The following is a 19,093-nucleotide window of genomic DNA, read 5'->3' on the forward strand; positions in this document are numbered from 1 at the left end:
GCCCGCAGACGCGTTGTCCGATCGCCGCAGCGCGTCGCAAGTGGGGAGTACCAAGAGAATCAGCGGCACCAGATGATTCGAACAGCACTGCGATTGCATACGATGGCGGGATGGCCGACTCCGATTCCCGCACTCTGATGCTGGTCGGCGCCATCAATGCCTTCCGTGAACACGGGATCGCGACGACCTCGCTCACCGAGATCGTCGAACGCTCGGGAGCTCCCCGCGGGTCGGTGTACCACTACTTTCCCGAGGGCAAAGGACAGCTGGCCGGCGAAGCAGTTGCCTACTTCGGCCGGGGCGTCAGTGCCGCCATCAGTTCGATGATCGCTCAGTCTTCCCCACCGGAGATCATCGACGCGGTTGTCACGATATTTCGAAACAGCTTGGTAGAGAGCGATTTCACCTCCTCCTGTCCGGTCGCAGCCGCGGCAGTGGAGGGCGCGTCGACGCCGGCGGCATTAACTGCTGCGGGCGAATCCTTCACCTCGTGGGAATCGCTTCTCACATCGTTCTTCTGGCAGCAGGGACAGCCGTCCGAGACTGCAGCACAGTGGGCAACCGTCGTGATCGCGTCAATCGAAGGCGCGACGCTGATGGCAAAAGCTCAGCACACCACGGCGCCTCTCGATCGCATCGGCGCTCACCTCAAGGCTCTGGTCTCGGCCCCGAGCTGACCAACCCTCTTTCTTCCAACCGCTGCTGCCGTCCGCGCAGGAGCAGAGATGGCGTACAAACATGTCTCACACACTTGCACCGGCGCCCTCGGCGCCCATGATGACCAAGTCCCGTCGATTCACTGCGCTGATCTTCATCTGCCTCGCCGAACTCCTTGTCGTGCTGGACAACACAGTGGTCAACGTCGCACTGCCGACGATGAGCGTCGACTTGTTCGCCAGCGTCAGCGACCTGCAGTGGATCGTCGACGCGTACACGTTGACCTTCGCCGGGTTCCTACTCACTTTCGGCCACCTGGGTGACCGCTTCGGACGCCGCCGAGTGATGATCATCGGCTTGATCGGCGTCGGTGCGATGTCGCTCGTCGGCGCCTTGGCTTCCAACCTCGAACAGGTGATCATGGCGCGAGCCGCCATGGGTGTCTTTGCCGCAGCTGTCTTTCCGGCTACGTTGGCCATGATCACCAACATCTTCACCGACGCCAGAGAACGAGCCATCGCCATCGCGGCCTGGACCGCAATGGCCGGCTTCGCGATTGCCATCGGCCCGACTGCGGGCGGCTGGCTTCTCGAGCACTTCTCCTGGCACTCGGTGTTCTGGATGAATGTTCCGGCAGCATTGTTGGTCATCGTGGGTGTGCTGCTGGTTGTTCCGGAATCGAAGGCGCTCCACGTCGGCCGATTCGATTTCGTCGGAACAATCTTGTCGCTACTGGGCATCGTCATTCTGGTGTGGACCATCATCGACGCACCACATCGCGGATGGGTGTCGACATTCAGCATCACGGGATACCTCTCTGCGACAGTGTTGTTGGCCGCATTCGTCGCATGGGAACTGCGCACCGACGCGCCGATCCTGAACATGAATCTCTTCCGAATCCGGCGGTTTTCTTTCCCCGCCTTGGCTATTGCTGTCAGCTACTTCAGCATGTTCGGATTCTTGTTCCTGATCACGCAGTACTTCCAGGGCGTTCGGGAGTACTCGCCGCTCGAATTCGGCATCCACTCTTTGCCTTTCGCTGCAGCTGTCGCCGTGGGCGCCCCAGTCGCCACCTTGGCGGCACAGAAACTCGGCACGACTGCAGTGATGGTGTTCGGCCTCCTGGTACTCAGCGGCGGGATGTACCTGGCGGGTCGGACGACCGTCGAGACGCCCTACCTCGGACCCGTCGTGATCTCGATGGTCCTCATGGGTCTGGGCCTCGCAATTGTCCAGGGACCGGCGACCGACTCCATCATGTCCTCGGTGCCCCTCGACGAAGCGGGGGCAGGTTCGGCAGTCAACGACACGACGCGTGAGCTCGGCGGGACCCTGGGCGTCGCCGTCATCGGTTCGATCGTCGCCTCGTACTACACGTCCAAGGTGGCTCCGATCGTCGACGCCATTCCCGACGCCGTGATGTCGGCGCAGGAGAAAGGCTTCGCTCGTGAGTCCGTGCTCAGCGTCATCGAAATCCGCTCCCGCGACATCAGTCCGCTCTTCGAGCAGCAGAAGGACAGTCTGATCTACACGATGAAGACCGCATGCCTGGAAGGCTTCGCCATCGCGTCGTACTTCACGGTCGGAGCAGCATTGATCACCGCTCTGCTGGTCGCGTTGTTGCTCCCTTGGAAGCCGGTCACGGAAGGCTCCATTCTCGGCAGTCTGACAACCAAGACCCCGAAGTAGCTACAAGGTTTCCCGATTTGTCCCAATATCAGCCCGCCGTTCCCCGATACTGGATTGACCGAGTGGTACCGACGACAACCCTGCTAGGGAGAATCTCGTGTCCATCACCAGTAGAAACAGCTCGCGACTGTCGGCAGCGGCGGTTCCGGTAGTACTGACGGTCGCCCTGCTCGCCGGATGCTCGTCCGATTCAGACACCACCTCGGCGCCCGGGCCGGTCGTCAGCGACGCCAGCCCGGGTCTCGACGCCGGGGTGCCGATCCCGGACGGGCAAATCGACGACGCGGTCGGGAAGCTCGACGGCCTCGCGAACGACCTCTTGGCAAGTTCCGGTGTTCCCGGCATGGCGGTGGCCGTGGTGCACGGAGGTAAGACTGTGTACGCGAAGGGATTCGGGGTTCGCGAGTTGGGTAAGAGCGCCACCGTCGATGCCGACACCGTGTTCCAACTGGCATCGGTGTCGAAATCGGTCGGGGCCACGGTGGTCGCCCACGAAGTCGGAATCGGGACCGTCGACTGGGACACTCCGGTGATCTCGAAACTGCCGGGGTTTGCGCTTGCCGATCCGTGGGTGACCGACCACCTCACGATCTCCGATCTCTACACGCATCGGTCGGGGTTACCGGACCACGCCGGCGACGGGCTGGAGGACCTGGGCTACAACCGGGCTCAGGTACTCGAAAAACTTCGCCAACTACCGCTCAATCCATTCCGAATCACATACGAGTACACGAACTTCGGCGTCACAGCCGGTGCAGAGGCCGTTGCAGCCGCGGCGGGCACCGATTGGGAAACGCTGTCGCAGAACACGATCTACGGTCCGCTCGGTATGACTTCGACGTCTTCGCGGTTCGCCGATTACCAAGCCCGAGAAAATCGAACAGTCGGCCACATCCTCGAAGACGGAAAGTACAAGGTAGGGCCGGTTCGGGACGCCGACGCCCAATCCCCCGCCGGTGGAGTCAGCTCCTCGGTGAACGACATGGCCAAGTGGTTGGACATGGTGCTGTCTGGCGGTCGGTATCAGGGGCAGCAGGTCGTTCAGACGGAGGCGCTCGTGCCCGCAGTCAACCCGGAAATCGTCTCGCGCCATGCGCAGGAAATCGGGGAACGCTCCGGCTTCTACGGCTACGGGTTCAACGTTTCCGACAGCGCGGCAGGCCGTGTGACCGCCAGCCACTCCGGCGCCTTCCTGCTCGGTGCCGGGACCAATTTCGTGACGATTCCCTCCGCTGACGTCGGCATAGTCGTTCTGACCAACGGCACGCCCACCGGCGTCGCAGAGACCTTGACCGCCGAATTCGCCGATCTGGTGCAGTTCGGGAAGATCACCCGCGAGTGGCGCCCGCTGTACGAAGCGTCCTTTGCCTCACAAGCCGACCCTGAGGGCGAACTTGCCGGGAAGACGCCGCCGGCCTCCCCCGCTCCCGCGCCACCGACAGACCAATTGACCGGCGACTACGGCAATCCGTACTGGGGTCCCGCGCTCGTGACGCAGCAGAACGGTGCGCTGACCTTGACCATGGGTCCCGCGGCCGCGACGTACCCTCTGACCCACTGGGACGGAAACACCTTCACGTTCCCGCTCAGCGGCGAGAACGCACCGGCCGGGACGGTCTCGAAGGCCACCTTCGACGGAAACTCGCTAACCTTGGAGTACTTCGATCACGATCATCTCGGTACCTTCATCCGGGCAACACCGGCCGAATAATCAGCCAAGGACACCCCATGAGTAGTTCGACAGCCACGGTGAACGCAATGTTCGCGGCCCTCACCGATTTCGACGTGGACGCCGCAGCCGAATTGATGACAGACGACATCGTCTGGCAGAACGTCTCGCTCCCCACCCTGCGAGGCAAGAAGACCGTCGTGCGAGCGCTTCGTCTGGTCACCAAGCCTTCACTGAAATTCGAGGCGGAGATGCACCACATCGTCGGCGACGAGTCCACGGTGCTCACCGAACGCACCGACATCCTCACCGTCGGACCGCTGCGCATCGAGTTCTGGGTATGCGGAACTTTCGAACTGCGCGACGGCAAGGTCTGCGTCTGGCGGGACTACTTCAGTCTGCGAGACGTCGCGTGGGGCGTGGTGACCGCGGTCGGCCGCGCAGTCGTCGGGACCGGGACACGAAGTAGGCTTGCTCCGGCCTGAAATCACCTGCCGAAAGCGAGCGAACCTGCCATGTCCGAAAACACCACGCCTGACTCCTTCGACGCCGGATTGGCTGTGCGCACCGAAGTCATGGGGGCCGATTTCGTCGACGCCGCCTTCGAGCGCACCCGGGGAACGGACAGCGAAGAACTGCAGAACTTCGTGACGGCCAACGTCTGGGGTTCGGTATGGACGCGTCCCGGACTCGATCGCCGCAGTCGCAGTCTGATCAATCTGGGGATGCTGATCGCGCTGCGCGCCGAGAACGAACTCAAAGGCCACGTACGTGGGGCATTGCGAAACGGCTTGACGCGCACCGAGATCGTCGAAACCGTGATCCACGCGAGCGCGTATTGCGGCGCTCCGGCCGGACTGGCGGCGATGCGTGTGGTGCAGGAAGTTCTCGACAACGAACTGGGACCGCTGCAAAACTGAACAACTTCAAACCCAGGCATCTCCCCGTGCAGACCGAAGTCCGCACGGGGAGATCACTTCTCAGGAAGTGGGGCCGAACTCCTCGAGCATGTCGGTCACCAACTCGGCGATCGGCGAACGCTCACTGCGCGTGAGTGTGATGTGCGCAAAAAGCGGGTGCCCCTTGAGCTTCTCGATGACGGCCGCAACTCCGTCGTGCCTGCCCACTCGCAGGTTGTCACGCTGCGCGACGTCGTGCGTGAGGACCACTCGCGAGCCGGTTCCCAGACGAGAAAGCACTGTCAGCAGAACATTTCGTTCGAGCGACTGCGCTTCGTCGACGATCACGAACGAATCGTGCAGCGACCGACCGCGAATATGCGTCAGCGGCAACACTTCCAGCATTCCGCGGGCGAGAACCTCCTCGAGAACCTCTGGCGAGGCCAACCCGTCGAGAGTGTCGAAAACGGCCTGAGCCCACGGGCCCATCTTCTCGCTCTCACTACCGGGAAGGTAGCCGAGTTCTTGTCCGCCAACGGCATACAACGGACGGAAGACGACAACCTTGCGCTGAGTGCGGCGCTCGAGAACCGCTTCAAGACCTGCCGTCAGAGCCAAGGCCGACTTACCGGTGCCCGCCTTACCACCGAGAGAGATGATGCCGATGCTCTCGTCCATGAGGAGATCGAGCGCAATGCGCTGCTCGGCGGAGCGGCCGTGCAACCCGAACGCCTCGCGCTCACCGCGCACCAACTGGATGCGCTTGTCGGGAGTCACCCGACCGAGGGCGCTCGACGAACCACCGAGCAGGCGAAGACCCGTGTGACACGGCAGATCTCGCGCTTCGTCGAGGTCCAGGAAACCCTCGTTGAACAGCTCGTCGATGTCCGTCGAGGCGACGTCCAGCTCAGTCATGCCCGTCCATCCGGAGGGCACGACGTCGTGAGCGTGGTACTCGTCGGCAGGTAGTCCCACCGCGCCTGCCTTCACACGAAGCGGAATGTCCTTGCTGACGAGGACCACATCCTTGCCCTCCGCAGCAAGATTCAGCGCACACGCCAGAATCCTCGAATCGTTACTGTCCGTGCGGAATCCGACGGGCAGGACCGCAGGGTCGGTGTGATTGAGTTCGACCTGCAGTGTCCCGTTCTCGGTGCCGATCGGCACCGGACGGTCGAGGCGGCTGTATTCGATCCGTAGATCGTCGAGCATGCGGAGCGATTCTCGGGCGAACCATCCCAGTTCGTGGTGGTGCCGTTTGCCTTCGAGTTCACTGATCACGACCAGTGGGAGTACCACGTGGTGTTCGGCGAATCGAGTGACAGCCCATGGATCGGACAGTAGTACCGAGGTATCCAAGACGTACGTGCGAAGTGCATCTCCCGAATGATTCCCGGCTGATTGATCAGCCCGGGCCGAGTGGGCAGAGACGGAGCGTGATGCAGTCACGTTGGGCTCCTAGGTCTGCGCGGCACCCGCGCAAACTCAGCTCGCTGGGCCGGACGGCTCTGGTGTCAGGTGACGCTGTGTCAGCTGAAACAAGGGCCGGGCGCCGGCCCTCTCGTACTGAGTGTTTCAGTCACGATCAGAACCTCCCGCACAAGTAACTTCTGGTTACTCGTTACTGCCGACGGTACTGCGGATCGGACACTCGCGCCACGGAACGAGCCGCACATCTGGTGAACGCCAGGTAACAAAATGCCACTCGTGTGATTCGGCGTCACTCAGGACTCGATCAGACCCCACTTGGCGGCGCGCACCGCTGCCTGAACCCGCGAATTGGTTCCGGTCTTGACGAAGATGTTCTCGAGATGGGTGGCGACGGTGCGACGGCTGACGAACAACTCCTCGGCGATCTCGACATTGCCCGCGCCCCTGGCCACCAATTGCAGTACTTGAATCTCCCGTGGGCTCAGATGGACACGATCGAGCGCCACCTGGTCCCCCACGACGCGCGAGCAGGCTGCGCTGGACGCCGCCACCACCTCCCGTACGCGATCGACGACGCCGGAATCCGCGAAGCTCATGTGCAGCAATCCGGTCACCTCACGGCCGGAGAACCCCAATGCGACCGAGGCACCCTCGGCGTACCCGGACGGCCGCAGAACATCGGTAACCATCTCGACCTGCTCGAATCGTGGCACGTCCTGCCAGAACACGGGCACGCCCGAAGCCTCGCGAATGATGCCGAAGAGATTGCGATCGGCGACGAAGTCGTCGAGCAGGAACTCGAGCACCCTGGCGTCGTATCCGGAACTCGCCAGAGCCCGATGCCGTCCGCTCGACGGGTCCCGGTACGTGACCGCCGCAGCCGAGTACGCGAGTCCACGTGCGCGGAGTTCTTCGGCGCACAGGCCGAGAATGCCGTATGCCCCGGCCGCCGGCGATCGCGGCGCGAACATGTCAGGTCCAGCGCCGCGATCAGGCAGTACAGACGTCATCACACCAATCTAGCCAATCGTGTGAGCTAGGCCACCACCAGTGAACCGGCCGGCTTCCTGTCCGCCCACGGACGCACCGCTTCGAAGTTCGCGGCAGTCCGCAGGACCAGTGCGTCCTGGCGGTGGCGTGCGGCGATCTGCAGCCCCACCGGTCGACCGTCGGCGGTGAATCCGGCCGGCACGGTGATCGCGGGGTTGTTGAGCATGTTGTACGGGTAGGTGAAGAGCCAATCGAGCAACTGCTCACGCAACGACGCACCTTCGAGCCACGACGGCGCGAACTGACTGAGCGGGAACGTGGCCGAAGCCAAGGTCGGCGAGACCAACACGTCGTAGTCGTTCATGAACGCGGTCCACGTGTCCCACATGACGCCGCGGAATGCGTCGGCCCGCCCGACGTCGACACCGGTGAGCCGCTCGGCCTCGTGCATGATCTCGATCAGGTTGTCGTCGACCTCGCCGCGCTGGTTCTCCCAGTCGAGCAAGTCGTATTCGGAAGCGAAACCGGGAACCCAGATGCCGTTCCACATCGACTCCGACGGATTTCCCCACTGCGGGGTCGCCTCGGTGATCCGGGCACCCAATTCCTCGAATGCCGACAACGCGTCGAGACACACCGCCAGCACCTCCGGATCAACATGGCCGAGACCGAGATTCGTCGACCACGCCACGCGAAGGCCCTTCACGTCGCCCTTCGAGGCTTCGACGTACGAGGTCTCGGCACGCTCGATCGAGAGCGGGTCCGCATTGTCCGGCCCGGCCATGATGTCGAGCATCAGCGCGTTGTCGGCAACAGTCCGGGTGATCGGACCGTGATACGCCCAGTTGTAGAAGCGCCCGGCCAGGATGGTCTGCGGGATGACGCCGGTGGTCGGCTTCAACCCGACGACCCCGCAGAGCGCCGACGGGATACGCACCGATCCCGCGCCGTCACTGCCCTCGGCGAGTGGCCCGAGGCCTGCAGCCACGGCAGCCGACGCACCGCCACTGGACCCGCCCGCGCTGTTGCCGAGCTTCCACGGGTTGTGCGTCGGCCCGTACAGGTGGTTGTCCGTGCCACCGTAGTAACCACTTTCGGGAGTGTTCGTCTTTCCCAGGAACAGTCCGCCGGCGCCTCGCAGCCTGTCCACGACGACGGCATTTCCCGTCGCGATGTTGTCGGCCATCGGCTTCATCCCGAACGTGGTCGGCAGCCCGTCGACTGCCGTCAGATCTTTGATCGTGAACGGAACGCCGTGCAGCGGGCCGAGTTTCTCGCCCGCTTCCTGTTGCCGTGAGAGTTCGGCCGCATCGCGCGTCACCTGCTCGCGATCGAACTGCACTATCGCGTTGATCGACGGATTGACGGCGTCGACGCGCTGGATCATCGCTTCGGCAATCTCGTTGGGCGAGAGACTGTTCGACGCGACCGACGCCGCCATCTCGGTAGCGGAGAGCCAATGCAGATTCTGTTCGGTCATGGGGTTTCCTTCGCCGGAGGGGTGATGCTCTCAGGCTAGGAAGCGCCGAACTCGGCCACCATCGGTCATGTGACCGATGCCACAATCCGCGACTGGCAAAAAACCAGCGGCCCGGCCCCTCGAAAGGGACCGGGCCGTCGGTGAAGGAATACCTAGACGTTCTTGCTGAGCAGGCCCCAGTTCTCGAGACCGTCGTACAGCGGAAGGTCGAGGGCGAGCTTGGCGACGCGCGCACGCAGCGCCGGCAGATCCGCGTTGCCGGCCAGAGCGGTACCGATGATGTCGGCGACCTCGGTGAACTCGGCATCGCCGAATCCGCGAGTGGCCAACGCTGCGGTACCGATACGCAGACCGGAGGTGGTCATCGGCGGGCGGGGATCGAACGGAACAGCGTTGCGGTTGACCGTGATGCCGATTTCGTGCAGAAGGTCCTCACCCTGCTGGCCGTCGAGCTGCGAGTTACGCAGGTCCACGAGCACGAGGTGGACGTCAGTGCCGCCGGTCAGGACGCTGATGCCCTGGTCTGCGACGTCCTTGTTGCCCAGACGCTCGGCAAGGATGCGCGCACCGGAAAGGGTGCGTGCCTGACGATCCTTGAACTCTTCACCGGCAGCGATCTTGAAGGTGACTGCCTTGGCCGCGATGGCGTGCATGAGCGGTCCACCCTGCTGACCGGGGAAGACAGCGGAGTTGAGCTTCTTGGCCCACTCTTTCTTCGCCAGGATCAGGCCCGAACGCGGACCACCGAGGGTCTTGTGGACGGTCGAGGAGACGACGTCTGCGTACGGGACGGGCGACGGGTGCAGGCCTGCCGCAACCAGTCCGGCGAAGTGAGCCATGTCCACCCACAGGTACGCCCCGACCTCGTCGGCGATCGCACGGAACGCCGCGAAGTCCTGCTGACGCGGGTACGCGGACCAGCCGGCAACGATGACCTTCGGCTTCTCGGCGAGGGCGATCGAGCGCACCTCGTCCATGTCGATGCGGTGATCTTCCTTGCTGACGCCGTAGGACGCGACGTCGTACAACTTGCCGGAGAAGTTGAGCTTCATGCCGTGCGTGAGGTGACCGCCGTGTGCAAGGTCGAGGCCGAGCAGCTTCTCACCCGGGTTCATCAGTGCCATCAGAACAGCAGCGTTGGCCTGTGCGCCCGAGTGCGGCTGAACGTTCGCGAACTCTGCACCGAAGAGTTCCTTCGCACGGTTGCGCGCCAGATCCTCGATGACGTCGACGTGCTCGCAACCGCCGTAGTAACGACGCCCCGGGTAGCCCTCGGCGTACTTGTTGGTCAGGACGCTGCCCTGAGCCTGCAGAACCGAGCGGGGAACGAAGTTCTCCGACGCGATCATCTCGAGCGTGTCGCGCTGACGAGCCAATTCACCAGCCATCGCCTCGGCGACTTCGGGGTCGAGTTCGGCGAGTGATGCAGAGTTGACGTCGGAGCCGGGCACAGCGGTCATCGAGGAATCTCCAAGCTGGATGCGGAAACGAATGCGTCCAGTCTACGAAGTTCGCTCCCGCCGTCTCCACCCGGCACTAGGCAGCACGCAGAGAGCTGGGGACCAGCGGCTCGTCGAGCAGCCTGCGGAAGCGTTCGGTGCGCTCCGCGCCCACCGGCACCTCGTCCAGCCAGCCCCCGAGCAGCCGGTATCCCTCGACATACGTGCTGGTGTATGCCCGCCACAGCGGCGAAGACAGGAACTTGAGCGATTGGCGAGCGCGTTCCGGCGTCGACAGCGACCACCGTTCGAGGAACAGCGCCACGTCGTCGAGGCTGCGCCCCTCGTCGTGCAACATCAGCGCCGCATCCTGCCGGACACTCAGCAGTTGCCCCGACGCGGCGGAGAGCCGTTGCGCCTTTTCCCCGTCGAAAGACAAGCCGAGGTCGGCGTAGATGTCCTGCGCCCACAAACCCCAGTCCGGGCCGACAATCGCTTCCAGCGCCAAATCCGCGAGGCCTTCGGCCATGATGCACTGCGGCGTGTTGACCAGGAACAGTGTCTGCTCGAGCTGGCCCGAACCGACCAGACCGGCTTCCTTACGGCAATGCTCGGTGTGATGGCCGGGGTAGGACTCGTGCGCGATCAGCCGCGGCAGGTTGGCCATGAACTGCGGCAGATCCGAATTGATCGCAACCTTGGAGCGGTAGTCACCGAGGTAGTAGTTGAAGCCGGACCACGGCTTGTCCCCCACCACTTCGTATTCGACGGTTTCCGACGCGGGAAGCCCGAACGTGCCGCGGACCAGATCGCGCAGCGCACTCGACATTGCCTCGACGCACTCGTTCAGTTTCGCCGCGGGGATCTCGTCGTCCTTGCGATGGGCCTGCACCCGCTGCGCCAGCGGTCCCGGACCGGGCAGAACTTCACCCATCAACCGGTGAGCGTCGCTGTAGGCGTCCTCGTTTCCCTTCTCGATTCGGACGTCGAAGTACGCCTCGACCTCGTCCACGAAGCCGATGTCCTCACCCGCGAACTTGCGCCCGGAGCATTCCAGGGCGCGAAGGTGTACGTCGACGAAGTGGGAGCGTTCGGCATTCAGACCACTTCCGGCCAACTCGCCCCGCAATTCACGTGCCGTGCGGGCAAGTTCACGCGGATCGGGCTTCGGGGCGCTCTCGATCTGCTTACGCAGCACCGGGTCACCGGTGAACGCGTCGACGAACCCGTCTTCGAGACGGTCGAAACCCAGTCCGAGCAGCAGGTATTGGCGAACAAGTGTGTCTGGATCCATAACCACCGAGCCTAGTCGCTCGCTCCGGAATGCCACCCGGCGAAAGTCCCGGACGTGGCACCGAGCACAATCCGACTATGCACTCGGATCGTGCGCACACGCGCCTGGCTTGCTCGCATAGCTGTTTCGTCCGCCGGGCCCCGGGTTCACTACGTGCCGGTGAGCTGGGCTGATGGCGCGCACCAACGAATCGAGTCCCTACGTCGAGTTCGACCGCAAGCAGTGGCGGACACTGCGTAAGTCGACGCCACTGGTGTTGACCGAGGACGAGTTGTACGGCTTGCGTGGTCTCGGCGAGCAGATCGATCTCGAAGAAGTTGCCGAGGTTTATCTCCCCCTCGCACGTCTGATCCACCTACAGGTAGCGGCACGCCAACGACTGTTCGCGGCCACCGCGACCTTCCTCGGCGAGAAGCATCCCGACCGTCAGGTGCCCTTCGTCATCGGCGTCGCCGGTTCGGTCGCGGTCGGAAAATCCACGACTGCTCGTGTGCTGCAAGCTCTCCTGGCCCGCTGGGATCACCATCCGCGCGTCGACCTCGTCACCACGGACGGATTCCTCTATCCGACCAAGGAACTCCAGCGTCGGGGCATCATGCACCGCAAGGGTTTTCCCGAAAGCTACGATCGCCGCAAGCTGTTGCGCTTCGTCACCGAAGTCAAGTCCGGGGCGGAAGAGGTAGCGGCGCCGGTCTATTCGCATACGTCGTACGACATCATCCCGGGCCAGTACCACCTGATCCGCCAGCCCGACATCCTCATCATCGAGGGCCTCAACGTCCTGCAGACCGGCCCGCGTCTGATGGTCTCCGATCTGTTCGACTTCTCGATCTACGTCGACGCCCGCATCGAGGACATCGAAGCCTGGTACATCCAGCGGTTCCTCGCGCTACGCAACACGTCGTTCGCCGATCCGAACGCCCACTTTCACCACTACTCCGGCCTCTCCGACCGTGACGCGACCATCGCGGCGAAGGAGATCTGGAACTCGATCAACCACCCGAACCTGGTGGAGAACATTCTCCCCACCCGCCCCCGCGCAACCCTGGTGCTGCGCAAGGACGCCGATCACACGATCAACCGGCTGCGGCTGCGCAAGCTCTGAGACGGCTCAGGCACCGAACCGGCGGTGGCGCGCCGCGTAATCGCGCAATGCTCGAAGAAAGTCGACTCGACGGAACTCGGGCCAGTACGCCTCGGTGAACCAGATCTCCGAATAGGCGCTCTGCCACAACAGGAATCCGGAGAGCCGCTGCTCCCCGGAGGTGCGGATCACCAGATCCGGATCGGGCTGTCCCGACGTGTACAGATGCCCGTCGATGCCGTCGACCGTGACGGCCTGGATCAGTTCGTCTCCGCTCAGGCCCGCACCGATCTTGTCGCGCAGGAGCGATTGGACGGCGTCGGCGATCTCCTGACGCCCGCCGTATCCGATCGCGACGTTGACATGTGTCCCGGTTCGGCCGCTCGTCCCCGCCGCCGCTTCCCGCAAGCGCCTGGACTGCTCGGGAGGCAGAAGATCGAGAGCCCCGACGATCTGCACACTCCAGTTCTTGCCGGGCCCGGAGATCTCTTCGACGACGTCGGTGATGATTTCGAGGAGGGTGTCGAGCTCTTCCGGCTCGCGGCGCAGGTTCTCGGTCGAGAGCAGGTAGATGGTTGCCATCTCGATTCCGGCGGCGTCGCACCACTCGAGCAATTCGGCAATTTTGAGCGCGCCCATGCGGTGCCCGTGACTGACATCGGTGAAGCCGTTCTCGCGAGCCCATCGCCGATTTCCGTCACACATCACGGCTACGTGCCGTGGGTGCGCGAGACCGTCGAGATGACTGAGGAGTCGTCGCTCGTAGATGCTGTACAGCAGTCCGCGCAGATTCACCGTGACATCACCATGGTGTCAAAGACTACGCCCGGCAGTGACAGGCACATGCGAGCGCCGTCACGGTTTTTGTACGCGTGGAAAACCCGCAGGTAGGTTATGCTACTGATGCGTAACCTACGGTACCGTAGGTTACGCGGTTCGCAACAGTACGGAACGAGAGGGGTTGCACATGACGGCATTCGGGCTCGACGAGCTTCCGGTCAAACCACGCATGCGCGGTTGGATCCATCTGTGGGCGCTCGGTGTCTCCGTCGTCGCAGGCATCGTTCTCGTCTCCGTAGCCGGCGCTCAGGTCGGCGCCAAAGCGGCTTGGGCAACCGCGATCTACAGCGTCACGATCTGCGGCCTCTTCGGCATCAGTGCGACGTATCACCGCATCCAGTGGCAGACGGTCAAGGGCCGTACGTGGATGAAGCGTGCGGACCATTCGATGATCTTTCTCTTCATCGCCGGCAGCTACACACCGTTCGCCATGCTCGGCCTCCCGACTCACACCGGCAAGATCATCCTCGCGATCGTGTGGGCAGGCGCGCTCGCCGGCGTCGCACTCAAGATGCTCTGGCCCACCGCCCCGAAATGGGTGGGAGTCCCGCTCTACCTGCTCCTCGGTTGGGCGATCGTTCCCGTGGTCGGTGAACTGACGCACCAGGTCGGTGTGGCGCCTATGGTGCTGCTGCTCGTCGGCGGAATCTTCTACAGCGTCGGCGCAATTCTGTACGCGACGAAATGGCCAAACCCGTGGCCCACGACGTTCGGGCATCACGAGTTCTTCCACGCCGCGACGGTCGTCGCAGCGATCTGCCACTACATCGCGGTATGGCTCGTCGTGTTCAACTGACTCGCCAGTTCCACCACCGTCGTCACCGGCCGATCACACACGAATCCCCGACAGATGTACGCGGCTTCACCTCCGTCGACGAGGGGTCGATCTGCAAGCAGCGGTGAAGAATCCGGCGCTCCGCCGACAACCACTGCACCACCCGGGGCAAGCCGCCGGGCATCGGCCAACAGCGAACCTTCCCCGACGACGGCCACCTGTATCGGACCACGCAACGACGCTTCCGCCACCGCGAGCCAGTGCCCCGCCGACCGAGGCGCACGCTCGAGCGGCAGCGTGGCCCTCGCCAGCGCGTCCGCCGCGGCCTGGGCGTAACGAGAAGAGCGCTCGGCATCGGTCAACGCCGCTGCGGTCAACAGAGCCTCCGCGACGCTCGACGCACCGGACGGCGTCGCGCCGTCCAACGGGTCTCGGGGCCGAGTCACGAGCGACTCCGCGAAATCGGCCGTGTCGAACCAGCTTCCCGGCTCGGACGGATCAGCGAAGTGGTCGACAGTGACGTCGAGCAACTGCTGCGCCGCATCGAGCCACCGCGCCAATCCCGTTGCCTGGTATAGAGCCAGGAGGCCGGTGGCCAACATTGCGTAATCCTCGAGCACGCCCGTCGGGGCGCCGACAGCCCCGCCGAGGGAAGCGCGACGCAAGTGACCGTCCACCAGGTGAAGGTCGAGAAGAGCGCCTGCGCACTCGGCCGCCGCGGTGATCCAGTCGGGTCGGTCCAGGGCAAGTCCGGCTTCCGTCAAGGCCGTGACGGTCAGCCCGTTCCAGGCCGTCACCACCTTGTCGTCGCGGCCGGGCTGTGGACGCTGAGCCCGGACGGCGCGTAGAGCGTCGGAGATCGTCTGCCAGCGCGACCAGTCGTCGGGGTCACGGAGCAACTGCAGTACCGACGCACCCTCTTCGAAGGTTCCGGTATCGGTGACCCGGAACAACTCCGACGCCCACTGCCCGTCCTCCGCGCCGAGTACCTCGACCAGCTGCGTCGGCGTCCATACGTACGTGAGGCCTTCGACGCCGTCGGTGTCGGCATCGAGAGCCGAAGCGAAGCAACCGTTCTCGGTCAGCAGATCGGAGAGCAGGAACCTTGCGGTCTCCTCGGTGACGCGAGTGGCGAGGTCCGATCCGGTGCGCCGCGCCCAGTGCGCGTAGAACCGCAGGAGCAGCGCATTGTCGTAGAGCATCTTCTCGAAGTGCGGAACCACCCACTCGGCATCGACCGAGTACCGCGAGAAACCGCCACCCAACTGGTCGTAGATCCCGCCACGTGCCATTGCTTCGGCGGTGCGCTCGATGCCGCCGAGGATCTCGCCCGAACCCGTTCGCTCGTACTGTCGGAGCAGCCCCTCCAGTAGTGCCGACGGTGGAAACTTCGGTGCCCCACCGAATCCCCCGCGCGGGACGTCCTCGTCGCCGAGGATCGACCGACCCGCCGCGTTCAGCAGCTCGGCGTCGATGGGTGCTCCGCCGTACGGAATCCCGCCCGACGCGCGCTGAAGTTCCGTGACGATCGACTGTGCCGCGTTGTCGACCTCGTCGCGCCGATTCGTGAAGGTGTCGGCTATCGCTTCGAGAAGCTGTGTGAACGAAGGCATTCCGCCGCGAGGCGTCGGCGGGTAGTACGTGCCGCAGTAGAACGGTGAACCGTCGGGAGTCAGGAAACAGGTCATGGGCCAGCCGCCCTGGCCGGTCATCGCAACCGTCGCATTCATGTAGACGGCGTCGATGTCGGGACGTTCTTCTCGGTCCACCTTCACACAGACGAAGTTCGCGTTCATGACGGCCGCGATCTCGTCGTTCTCGAACGACTCGTGCGCCATGACGTGGCACCAGTGGCACGCCGAGTATCCGATCGAGAGGAGGATCGGCACGTTGCGCTCGCGCGCCCACTCCATCGCTTCTTCGCCCCACTGTTGCCAGTGGACCGGATTGTCGGCGTGCTGACGCAGGTAAGGGCTCGAGGACCCACCCAGGTTGTTCCGCATCCGTGGGTCCATCGCCGCTACCTCGTTCGTCTCAGGATTCTTGCTTGGGCTTCTTCTCGGTAGAGACGTTGGGTTCCGCCGGGCTCGGAGCAGTGATAGCTCCCCGGTCGGTGCCTTCGTCTGCCTGCTGATCGAGTTCGGGATGATCCGGTTCGAACGTCTCCGGCAGCTTCTTGAGCTGGCGGTTCATCGACCGAACCAGGAGGATCACACCGATGAGCAGCGCAAGAATCACCAGCAGGCCGACCGGAGACGACTTTCCGAACTCCGGGCCGGATGGGTTACTCGGGGTCTGAGCAAGAAATTGTGTGGTGCCGAGAACTACCTCGGCGGACAGAGCATTCACTTCTGAGCGTCCTCTTCGAGACCTGCGAACAGGTCGGTTTCCGGAATGGACGTGGTGACCCGCGTCTTGGCGAGCTCGAATTCCTCGGTGGGCCAGATCTTCTGCTGAATGTCGAGCGGCACAGCGAAGAACGAACCGTTGGGATCGATCTGCGTCGCGTGTGCGCGCAGAGCATCGTCACGCTGGGGAAAGTAGTCGCCGCACGTGACCTGAGTGGTCACCCGGACCATCATGTCGCCGCGTTCGGTCTTCCACTTCTTGAGCCAGTCCGCCATCGGGAACGGCTCTCCGCGACGCTCGTACTCCTCCTGGAAGAGTTCGAGGCGCTTACGGATGAATCCGTGCGAGTAGTAGACCTTCTTGATTTCCCACGGCTGACCGTCCTCGGGGAAGTACTCGGGATCGGCGGCGGCTTCGTAGGCTGCCATCGTCACCTCGTGGCACCGGATGTGATCCGGGTGCGGGTATCCGCCGTTCTCGTCGTACGTCGTGACGACGTGGGGACGGAACTCGCGAATCACCTTGACCAGAGCGCGCGTCGACTCTTCGAGCGGAACGAGGGCGAAGCACCCTTCGGGCAGCGGCGGAAGAGGGTCGCCCTCGGGAAGCCCGGAATCGACGAAACCGAGCCAGCGCTGCTTCACGCCCAGGATGCGAGCGGCCTCGGCCATCTCCTCCTGGCGAACTTCGCTGATTCGATCGCGGACACCGGGAACGTCCATGGCCGGGTTGAGAATGTCGCCACGCTCACCCCCGGTGAGCGTCAGGACCATCACTTCGTGGCCTTCGGCTGCATAACGGGCGGTGGTGGCCGCACCCTTGCTCGACTCGTCGTCGGGATGGGCATGGACGGCCATGAGCCGGAATCCGCTCACGTGTTCGTTCACCTCAACTTCACCTGTAGCCGTTGCCGGCAGTTCACCTGTAGCCGTCACCGGCAGTTCACCTGTAGCCGTCACCGGCAGTCTTCGAATCACACGCTGTGCACCGCTCGGATTACTCCGGGCCGTTGCCGTCAAACGTACCGACTGCCGACAAACCTACCGACGGCGCGACGGGATACGTCCTCTATAGTTCCACCCGAGAGTTCCTGGCGCAGCCGTGACCCCTTCGGTAATCCGGCGGGACACAGTCAGTTGCTGCACGACACGCGAACTCGAGTCTTCGAGAGCAGAGTGATGAGCAAACCGCTTCCCCAAGATCGGTACCCGAGCACAACTCGCACGGGCAGTCCCCGCAAGTGGATGGTGTGGGCTCTGACCGCTCTCGTCATCGTCGTAGGCGGCGGAATCGCGTACTACGCGTACGGAAAATTTGCGGTCAAGGAAATCGAGACCGAGACCATCTCGTTCGACATCGCCAACGACTCCACGGTGAAGATCCGTTTCACCGTCACACGCGACGACTCGTCGCGTGAAGCGATGTGCATCGTGCGCGCACGCTCGAAGGACGGCTCCGAAACCGGTCGACGTGAGGTCTACGTCCCGTCGTCGGAACATCAGACCCTCGAGTTCAACACCGAGGTCAAGACGTCCCAGCCGCCAGGCATGGCCGACGTCTACGGCTGCAGCTTCGACGTTCCGGAGTACCTGACCAAGAGCTGACCTCGGAACGCACCCACCCTGCCGGACGTTTGACGCCGGACAGGGCGGGTAGTCATGCGTGATAGAATTGCCCGATACACGGTTCCGGGTGGAACCGTGTATTGCTGCATTGACGCAAGGTTTGACGGCAAGGTTGCATCCCTGGTGGTGCTTCTGTGTCGTTGTTCGCTGCTGTTGCAGCGATCGTCGAGGGAGCCCCCGGCTCCGACTACTAGGGAGTGATCGAGATGACCGAGACCCAGGTGACCTGGCTTACCCAGGAATCACATGACAGGCTCAAGAACGAACTCGACCAGCTCATCGCCAATCGCCCGGTCATCGCCGCCGAGATCAACGAGCGTCGCGAAGAGGGCGACCTGAAGGAGAACGGCGGCTACCACGCTGCCCGCGAAGAGCAGGGTCAGCAGGAAGCCCGCATTCGCCAGCTCCAGGAGCTGCTGAACAGCGCAAAGGTCGGCGAGGCCCCCACTCAGTCCGGTGTCGCACTGCCCGGATCCGTAGTCAAGGTCTACTACGACGGCGACGAGAGTGACACCGAGACGTTCCTGATCGCTACCCGCGAAGAAGGCGCACGTGACGCCAAGCTCGAGGTCTACTCGCCGAACTCACCGCTGGGCGGCGCGCTGCTCGAAGCCAAGGTCGGCGACACGCGTGAGTACAACCTGCCCAACGGCAGCACCATGAAGGTCACGCTGCTGAGCGCGGAGCCTTACCACAGCTGATCGGCTGTACCAGCTCTGAAAAGAAGCGGCCCCCCCCGCGGTGGGGGGGGGGGTTGTGGTGTGGTGTGTGGTGGGGGGGGGGTTTGTTTGACTTTTTCCACCCTGGGTTCTTATAGTTTCTTGTGTGGGGTGGGGGGGGGGCTGTGTGTTTATAAACAAAAACTAAAACCC

At 63.5% G+C, this 19,093-nt stretch carries 18 protein-coding genes; 9 read left to right on the forward strand and 9 right to left on the reverse strand.

The window, feature by feature from the left end:
• Positions 1-110: 110 nt before the first annotated feature.
• The 5 genes from M1L53_RS30965 to M1L53_RS30985 all read left to right on the forward strand — a co-directional run bounded on the left by M1L53_RS30965 (position 111) and on the right by M1L53_RS30985 (position 4,935).
• Positions 111-677 (forward strand): TetR/AcrR family transcriptional regulator, encoded by a 567-nt coding sequence (locus M1L53_RS30965; protein ID WP_003945239.1) that lies wholly within the window; start codon positions 111-113, stop codon positions 675-677.
• A gap of 97 nt (positions 678-774) precedes the next feature.
• Positions 775-2,346 carry an MFS transporter gene (locus M1L53_RS30970; RefSeq protein ID WP_050656893.1) on the forward strand — a complete coding sequence of 524 codons (1,572 nt, stop codon included), beginning with the start codon at positions 775-777 and terminating at the stop codon, positions 2,344-2,346.
• A 97-nt stretch (positions 2,347-2,443) separates the two neighbouring features.
• On the forward strand, positions 2,444-4,057 hold the full coding sequence (locus M1L53_RS30975; protein WP_054188765.1) for a serine hydrolase: 1,614 nt from the start codon (positions 2,444-2,446) through the stop codon (positions 4,055-4,057).
• 17 nt (positions 4,058-4,074) lie between these two features.
• Positions 4,075-4,500, forward strand: a complete 426-nt coding sequence (locus M1L53_RS30980; RefSeq protein ID WP_007726363.1) for a limonene-1,2-epoxide hydrolase family protein — start codon at positions 4,075-4,077, stop codon at positions 4,498-4,500.
• 30 nt (positions 4,501-4,530) lie between these two features.
• Positions 4,531-4,935, forward strand: coding sequence for a carboxymuconolactone decarboxylase family protein (locus M1L53_RS30985; RefSeq protein WP_003945227.1), 405 nt, complete (start codon positions 4,531-4,533; stop codon positions 4,933-4,935).
• Positions 4,936-4,995: 60 nt separating this feature from the next.
• Here the strand turns inward: M1L53_RS30985 and M1L53_RS30990 are convergent, their stop codons facing one another.
• The 5 genes from M1L53_RS30990 to M1L53_RS31010 form a co-directional block, all read right to left on the reverse strand.
• On the reverse strand, positions 4,996-6,363 hold the full coding sequence (locus tag M1L53_RS30990; protein WP_007726365.1) for a PhoH family protein: 1,368 nt from the start codon (positions 6,361-6,363) through the stop codon (positions 4,996-4,998).
• 275 nt (positions 6,364-6,638) lie between these two features.
• Complete coding sequence (locus M1L53_RS30995) at positions 6,639-7,355, reverse strand: LuxR family transcriptional regulator (RefSeq protein ID WP_007726367.1); 717 nt, start codon at positions 7,353-7,355, stop codon at positions 6,639-6,641.
• A gap of 26 nt (positions 7,356-7,381) precedes the next feature.
• Positions 7,382-8,815 (reverse strand): amidase, encoded by a 1,434-nt coding sequence (locus M1L53_RS31000; RefSeq protein WP_007726369.1) that lies wholly within the window; start codon positions 8,813-8,815, stop codon positions 7,382-7,384.
• A gap of 152 nt (positions 8,816-8,967) precedes the next feature.
• Positions 8,968-10,275: a serine hydroxymethyltransferase gene (glyA, locus tag M1L53_RS31005; protein ID WP_003945195.1), complete on the reverse strand. Its 1,308-nt coding sequence runs from the start codon at positions 10,273-10,275 to the stop codon at positions 8,968-8,970.
• A gap of 76 nt (positions 10,276-10,351) precedes the next feature.
• Positions 10,352-11,548, reverse strand: a complete 1,197-nt coding sequence (locus M1L53_RS31010; protein WP_054188766.1) for a hypothetical protein — start codon at positions 11,546-11,548, stop codon at positions 10,352-10,354.
• A 172-nt stretch (positions 11,549-11,720) separates the two neighbouring features.
• On the opposite strand from M1L53_RS31010, the gene coaA reads away from it, so the two are divergent.
• Positions 11,721-12,653: a type I pantothenate kinase gene (gene coaA, locus M1L53_RS31015; protein WP_054188767.1), complete on the forward strand. Its 933-nt coding sequence runs from the start codon at positions 11,721-11,723 to the stop codon at positions 12,651-12,653.
• Positions 12,654-12,659: 6 nt separating this feature from the next.
• Here coaA and M1L53_RS31020 read toward each other — a convergent pair whose 3' ends face one another.
• Positions 12,660-13,427 carry an isoprenyl transferase gene (locus tag M1L53_RS31020; RefSeq protein ID WP_003945211.1) on the reverse strand — a complete coding sequence of 256 codons (768 nt, stop codon included), beginning with the start codon at positions 13,425-13,427 and terminating at the stop codon, positions 12,660-12,662.
• Positions 13,428-13,599: 172 nt separating this feature from the next.
• Between M1L53_RS31020 and M1L53_RS31025 the strand changes: the two genes are divergently transcribed.
• Complete coding sequence (locus M1L53_RS31025; RefSeq protein ID WP_003945269.1) at positions 13,600-14,268, forward strand: hemolysin III family protein; 669 nt, start codon at positions 13,600-13,602, stop codon at positions 14,266-14,268.
• Here the strand turns inward: M1L53_RS31025 and M1L53_RS31030 are convergent.
• The 3 genes from M1L53_RS31030 to mca are packed head-to-tail and all read right to left on the reverse strand — an operon-like array spanning position 14,235 to position 17,471.
• On the reverse strand, positions 14,235-16,262 hold the full coding sequence (locus tag M1L53_RS31030) for a thioredoxin domain-containing protein (protein WP_054188768.1): 2,028 nt from the start codon (positions 16,260-16,262) through the stop codon (positions 14,235-14,237). The genes M1L53_RS31025 and M1L53_RS31030 overlap by 34 nt on opposite strands.
• A 19-nt stretch (positions 16,263-16,281) precedes the next feature.
• Positions 16,282-16,596, reverse strand: coding sequence for a hypothetical protein (locus M1L53_RS31035; RefSeq protein WP_007726381.1), 315 nt, complete (start codon positions 16,594-16,596; stop codon positions 16,282-16,284).
• Entirely contained in the window at positions 16,593-17,471 is an 879-nt protein-coding gene (gene mca / locus M1L53_RS31040; RefSeq protein WP_007726383.1) for a mycothiol conjugate amidase Mca, read from the reverse strand. The genes M1L53_RS31035 and mca overlap by 4 nt, the downstream gene beginning before the upstream one ends.
• A 303-nt stretch (positions 17,472-17,774) precedes the next feature.
• Here mca and M1L53_RS31045 point away from each other — a divergent pair, with 303 nt between their 5' ends.
• Positions 17,775-18,200: a DUF4307 domain-containing protein gene (locus M1L53_RS31045; RefSeq protein WP_007726384.1), complete on the forward strand. Its 426-nt coding sequence runs from the start codon at positions 17,775-17,777 to the stop codon at positions 18,198-18,200.
• A 227-nt stretch (positions 18,201-18,427) separates the two neighbouring features.
• On the forward strand, positions 18,428-18,922 hold the full coding sequence (gene greA, locus M1L53_RS31050; RefSeq protein ID WP_007726385.1) for a transcription elongation factor GreA: 495 nt from the start codon (positions 18,428-18,430) through the stop codon (positions 18,920-18,922).
• The last annotated feature ends 171 nt before the right edge of the window (positions 18,923-19,093 follow it).

This window comes from Rhodococcus sp. T9N (genome assembly GCF_024436645.1).
In the GTDB taxonomy this organism is placed as follows: Bacteria; Actinomycetota; Actinomycetes; order Mycobacteriales; family Mycobacteriaceae; genus Rhodococcus_F; species Rhodococcus_F qingshengii.

What these genes read in the sequence shown, in the direction of transcription:
- coaA (WP_054188767.1), top strand. Translation starts at nt 11,721, where the DNA reads ATGGCGCGCACCAACGAATCGAGTCCCTACGTCGAGTTCGACCGCAAG.
- glyA (WP_003945195.1), bottom strand. Translation starts at nt 10,275, where the DNA reads ATGACCGCTGTGCCCGGCTCCGACGTCAACTCTGCATCACTCGCCGAA.
- M1L53_RS31030 (WP_054188768.1), bottom strand. Translation starts at nt 16,262, where the DNA reads ATGGACCCACGGATGCGGAACAACCTGGGTGGGTCCTCGAGCCCTTAC.
- M1L53_RS30995 (WP_007726367.1), bottom strand. Translation starts at nt 7,355, where the DNA reads ATGACGTCTGTACTGCCTGATCGCGGCGCTGGACCTGACATGTTCGCG.
- M1L53_RS30965 (WP_003945239.1), top strand. Translation starts at nt 111, where the DNA reads ATGGCCGACTCCGATTCCCGCACTCTGATGCTGGTCGGCGCCATCAAT.
- M1L53_RS31025 (WP_003945269.1), top strand. Translation starts at nt 13,600, where the DNA reads ATGACGGCATTCGGGCTCGACGAGCTTCCGGTCAAACCACGCATGCGC.
- M1L53_RS31045 (WP_007726384.1), top strand. Translation starts at nt 17,775, where the DNA reads ATGAGCAAACCGCTTCCCCAAGATCGGTACCCGAGCACAACTCGCACG.
- M1L53_RS31000 (WP_007726369.1), bottom strand. Translation starts at nt 8,815, where the DNA reads ATGACCGAACAGAATCTGCATTGGCTCTCCGCTACCGAGATGGCGGCG.
- M1L53_RS30985 (WP_003945227.1), top strand. Translation starts at nt 4,531, where the DNA reads ATGTCCGAAAACACCACGCCTGACTCCTTCGACGCCGGATTGGCTGTG.
- M1L53_RS30980 (WP_007726363.1), top strand. Translation starts at nt 4,075, where the DNA reads ATGAGTAGTTCGACAGCCACGGTGAACGCAATGTTCGCGGCCCTCACC.
- M1L53_RS30970 (WP_050656893.1), top strand. Translation starts at nt 775, where the DNA reads ATGATGACCAAGTCCCGTCGATTCACTGCGCTGATCTTCATCTGCCTC.
- M1L53_RS31010 (WP_054188766.1), bottom strand. Translation starts at nt 11,548, where the DNA reads ATGGATCCAGACACACTTGTTCGCCAATACCTGCTGCTCGGACTGGGT.
- greA (WP_007726385.1), top strand. Translation starts at nt 18,428, where the DNA reads ATGACCGAGACCCAGGTGACCTGGCTTACCCAGGAATCACATGACAGG.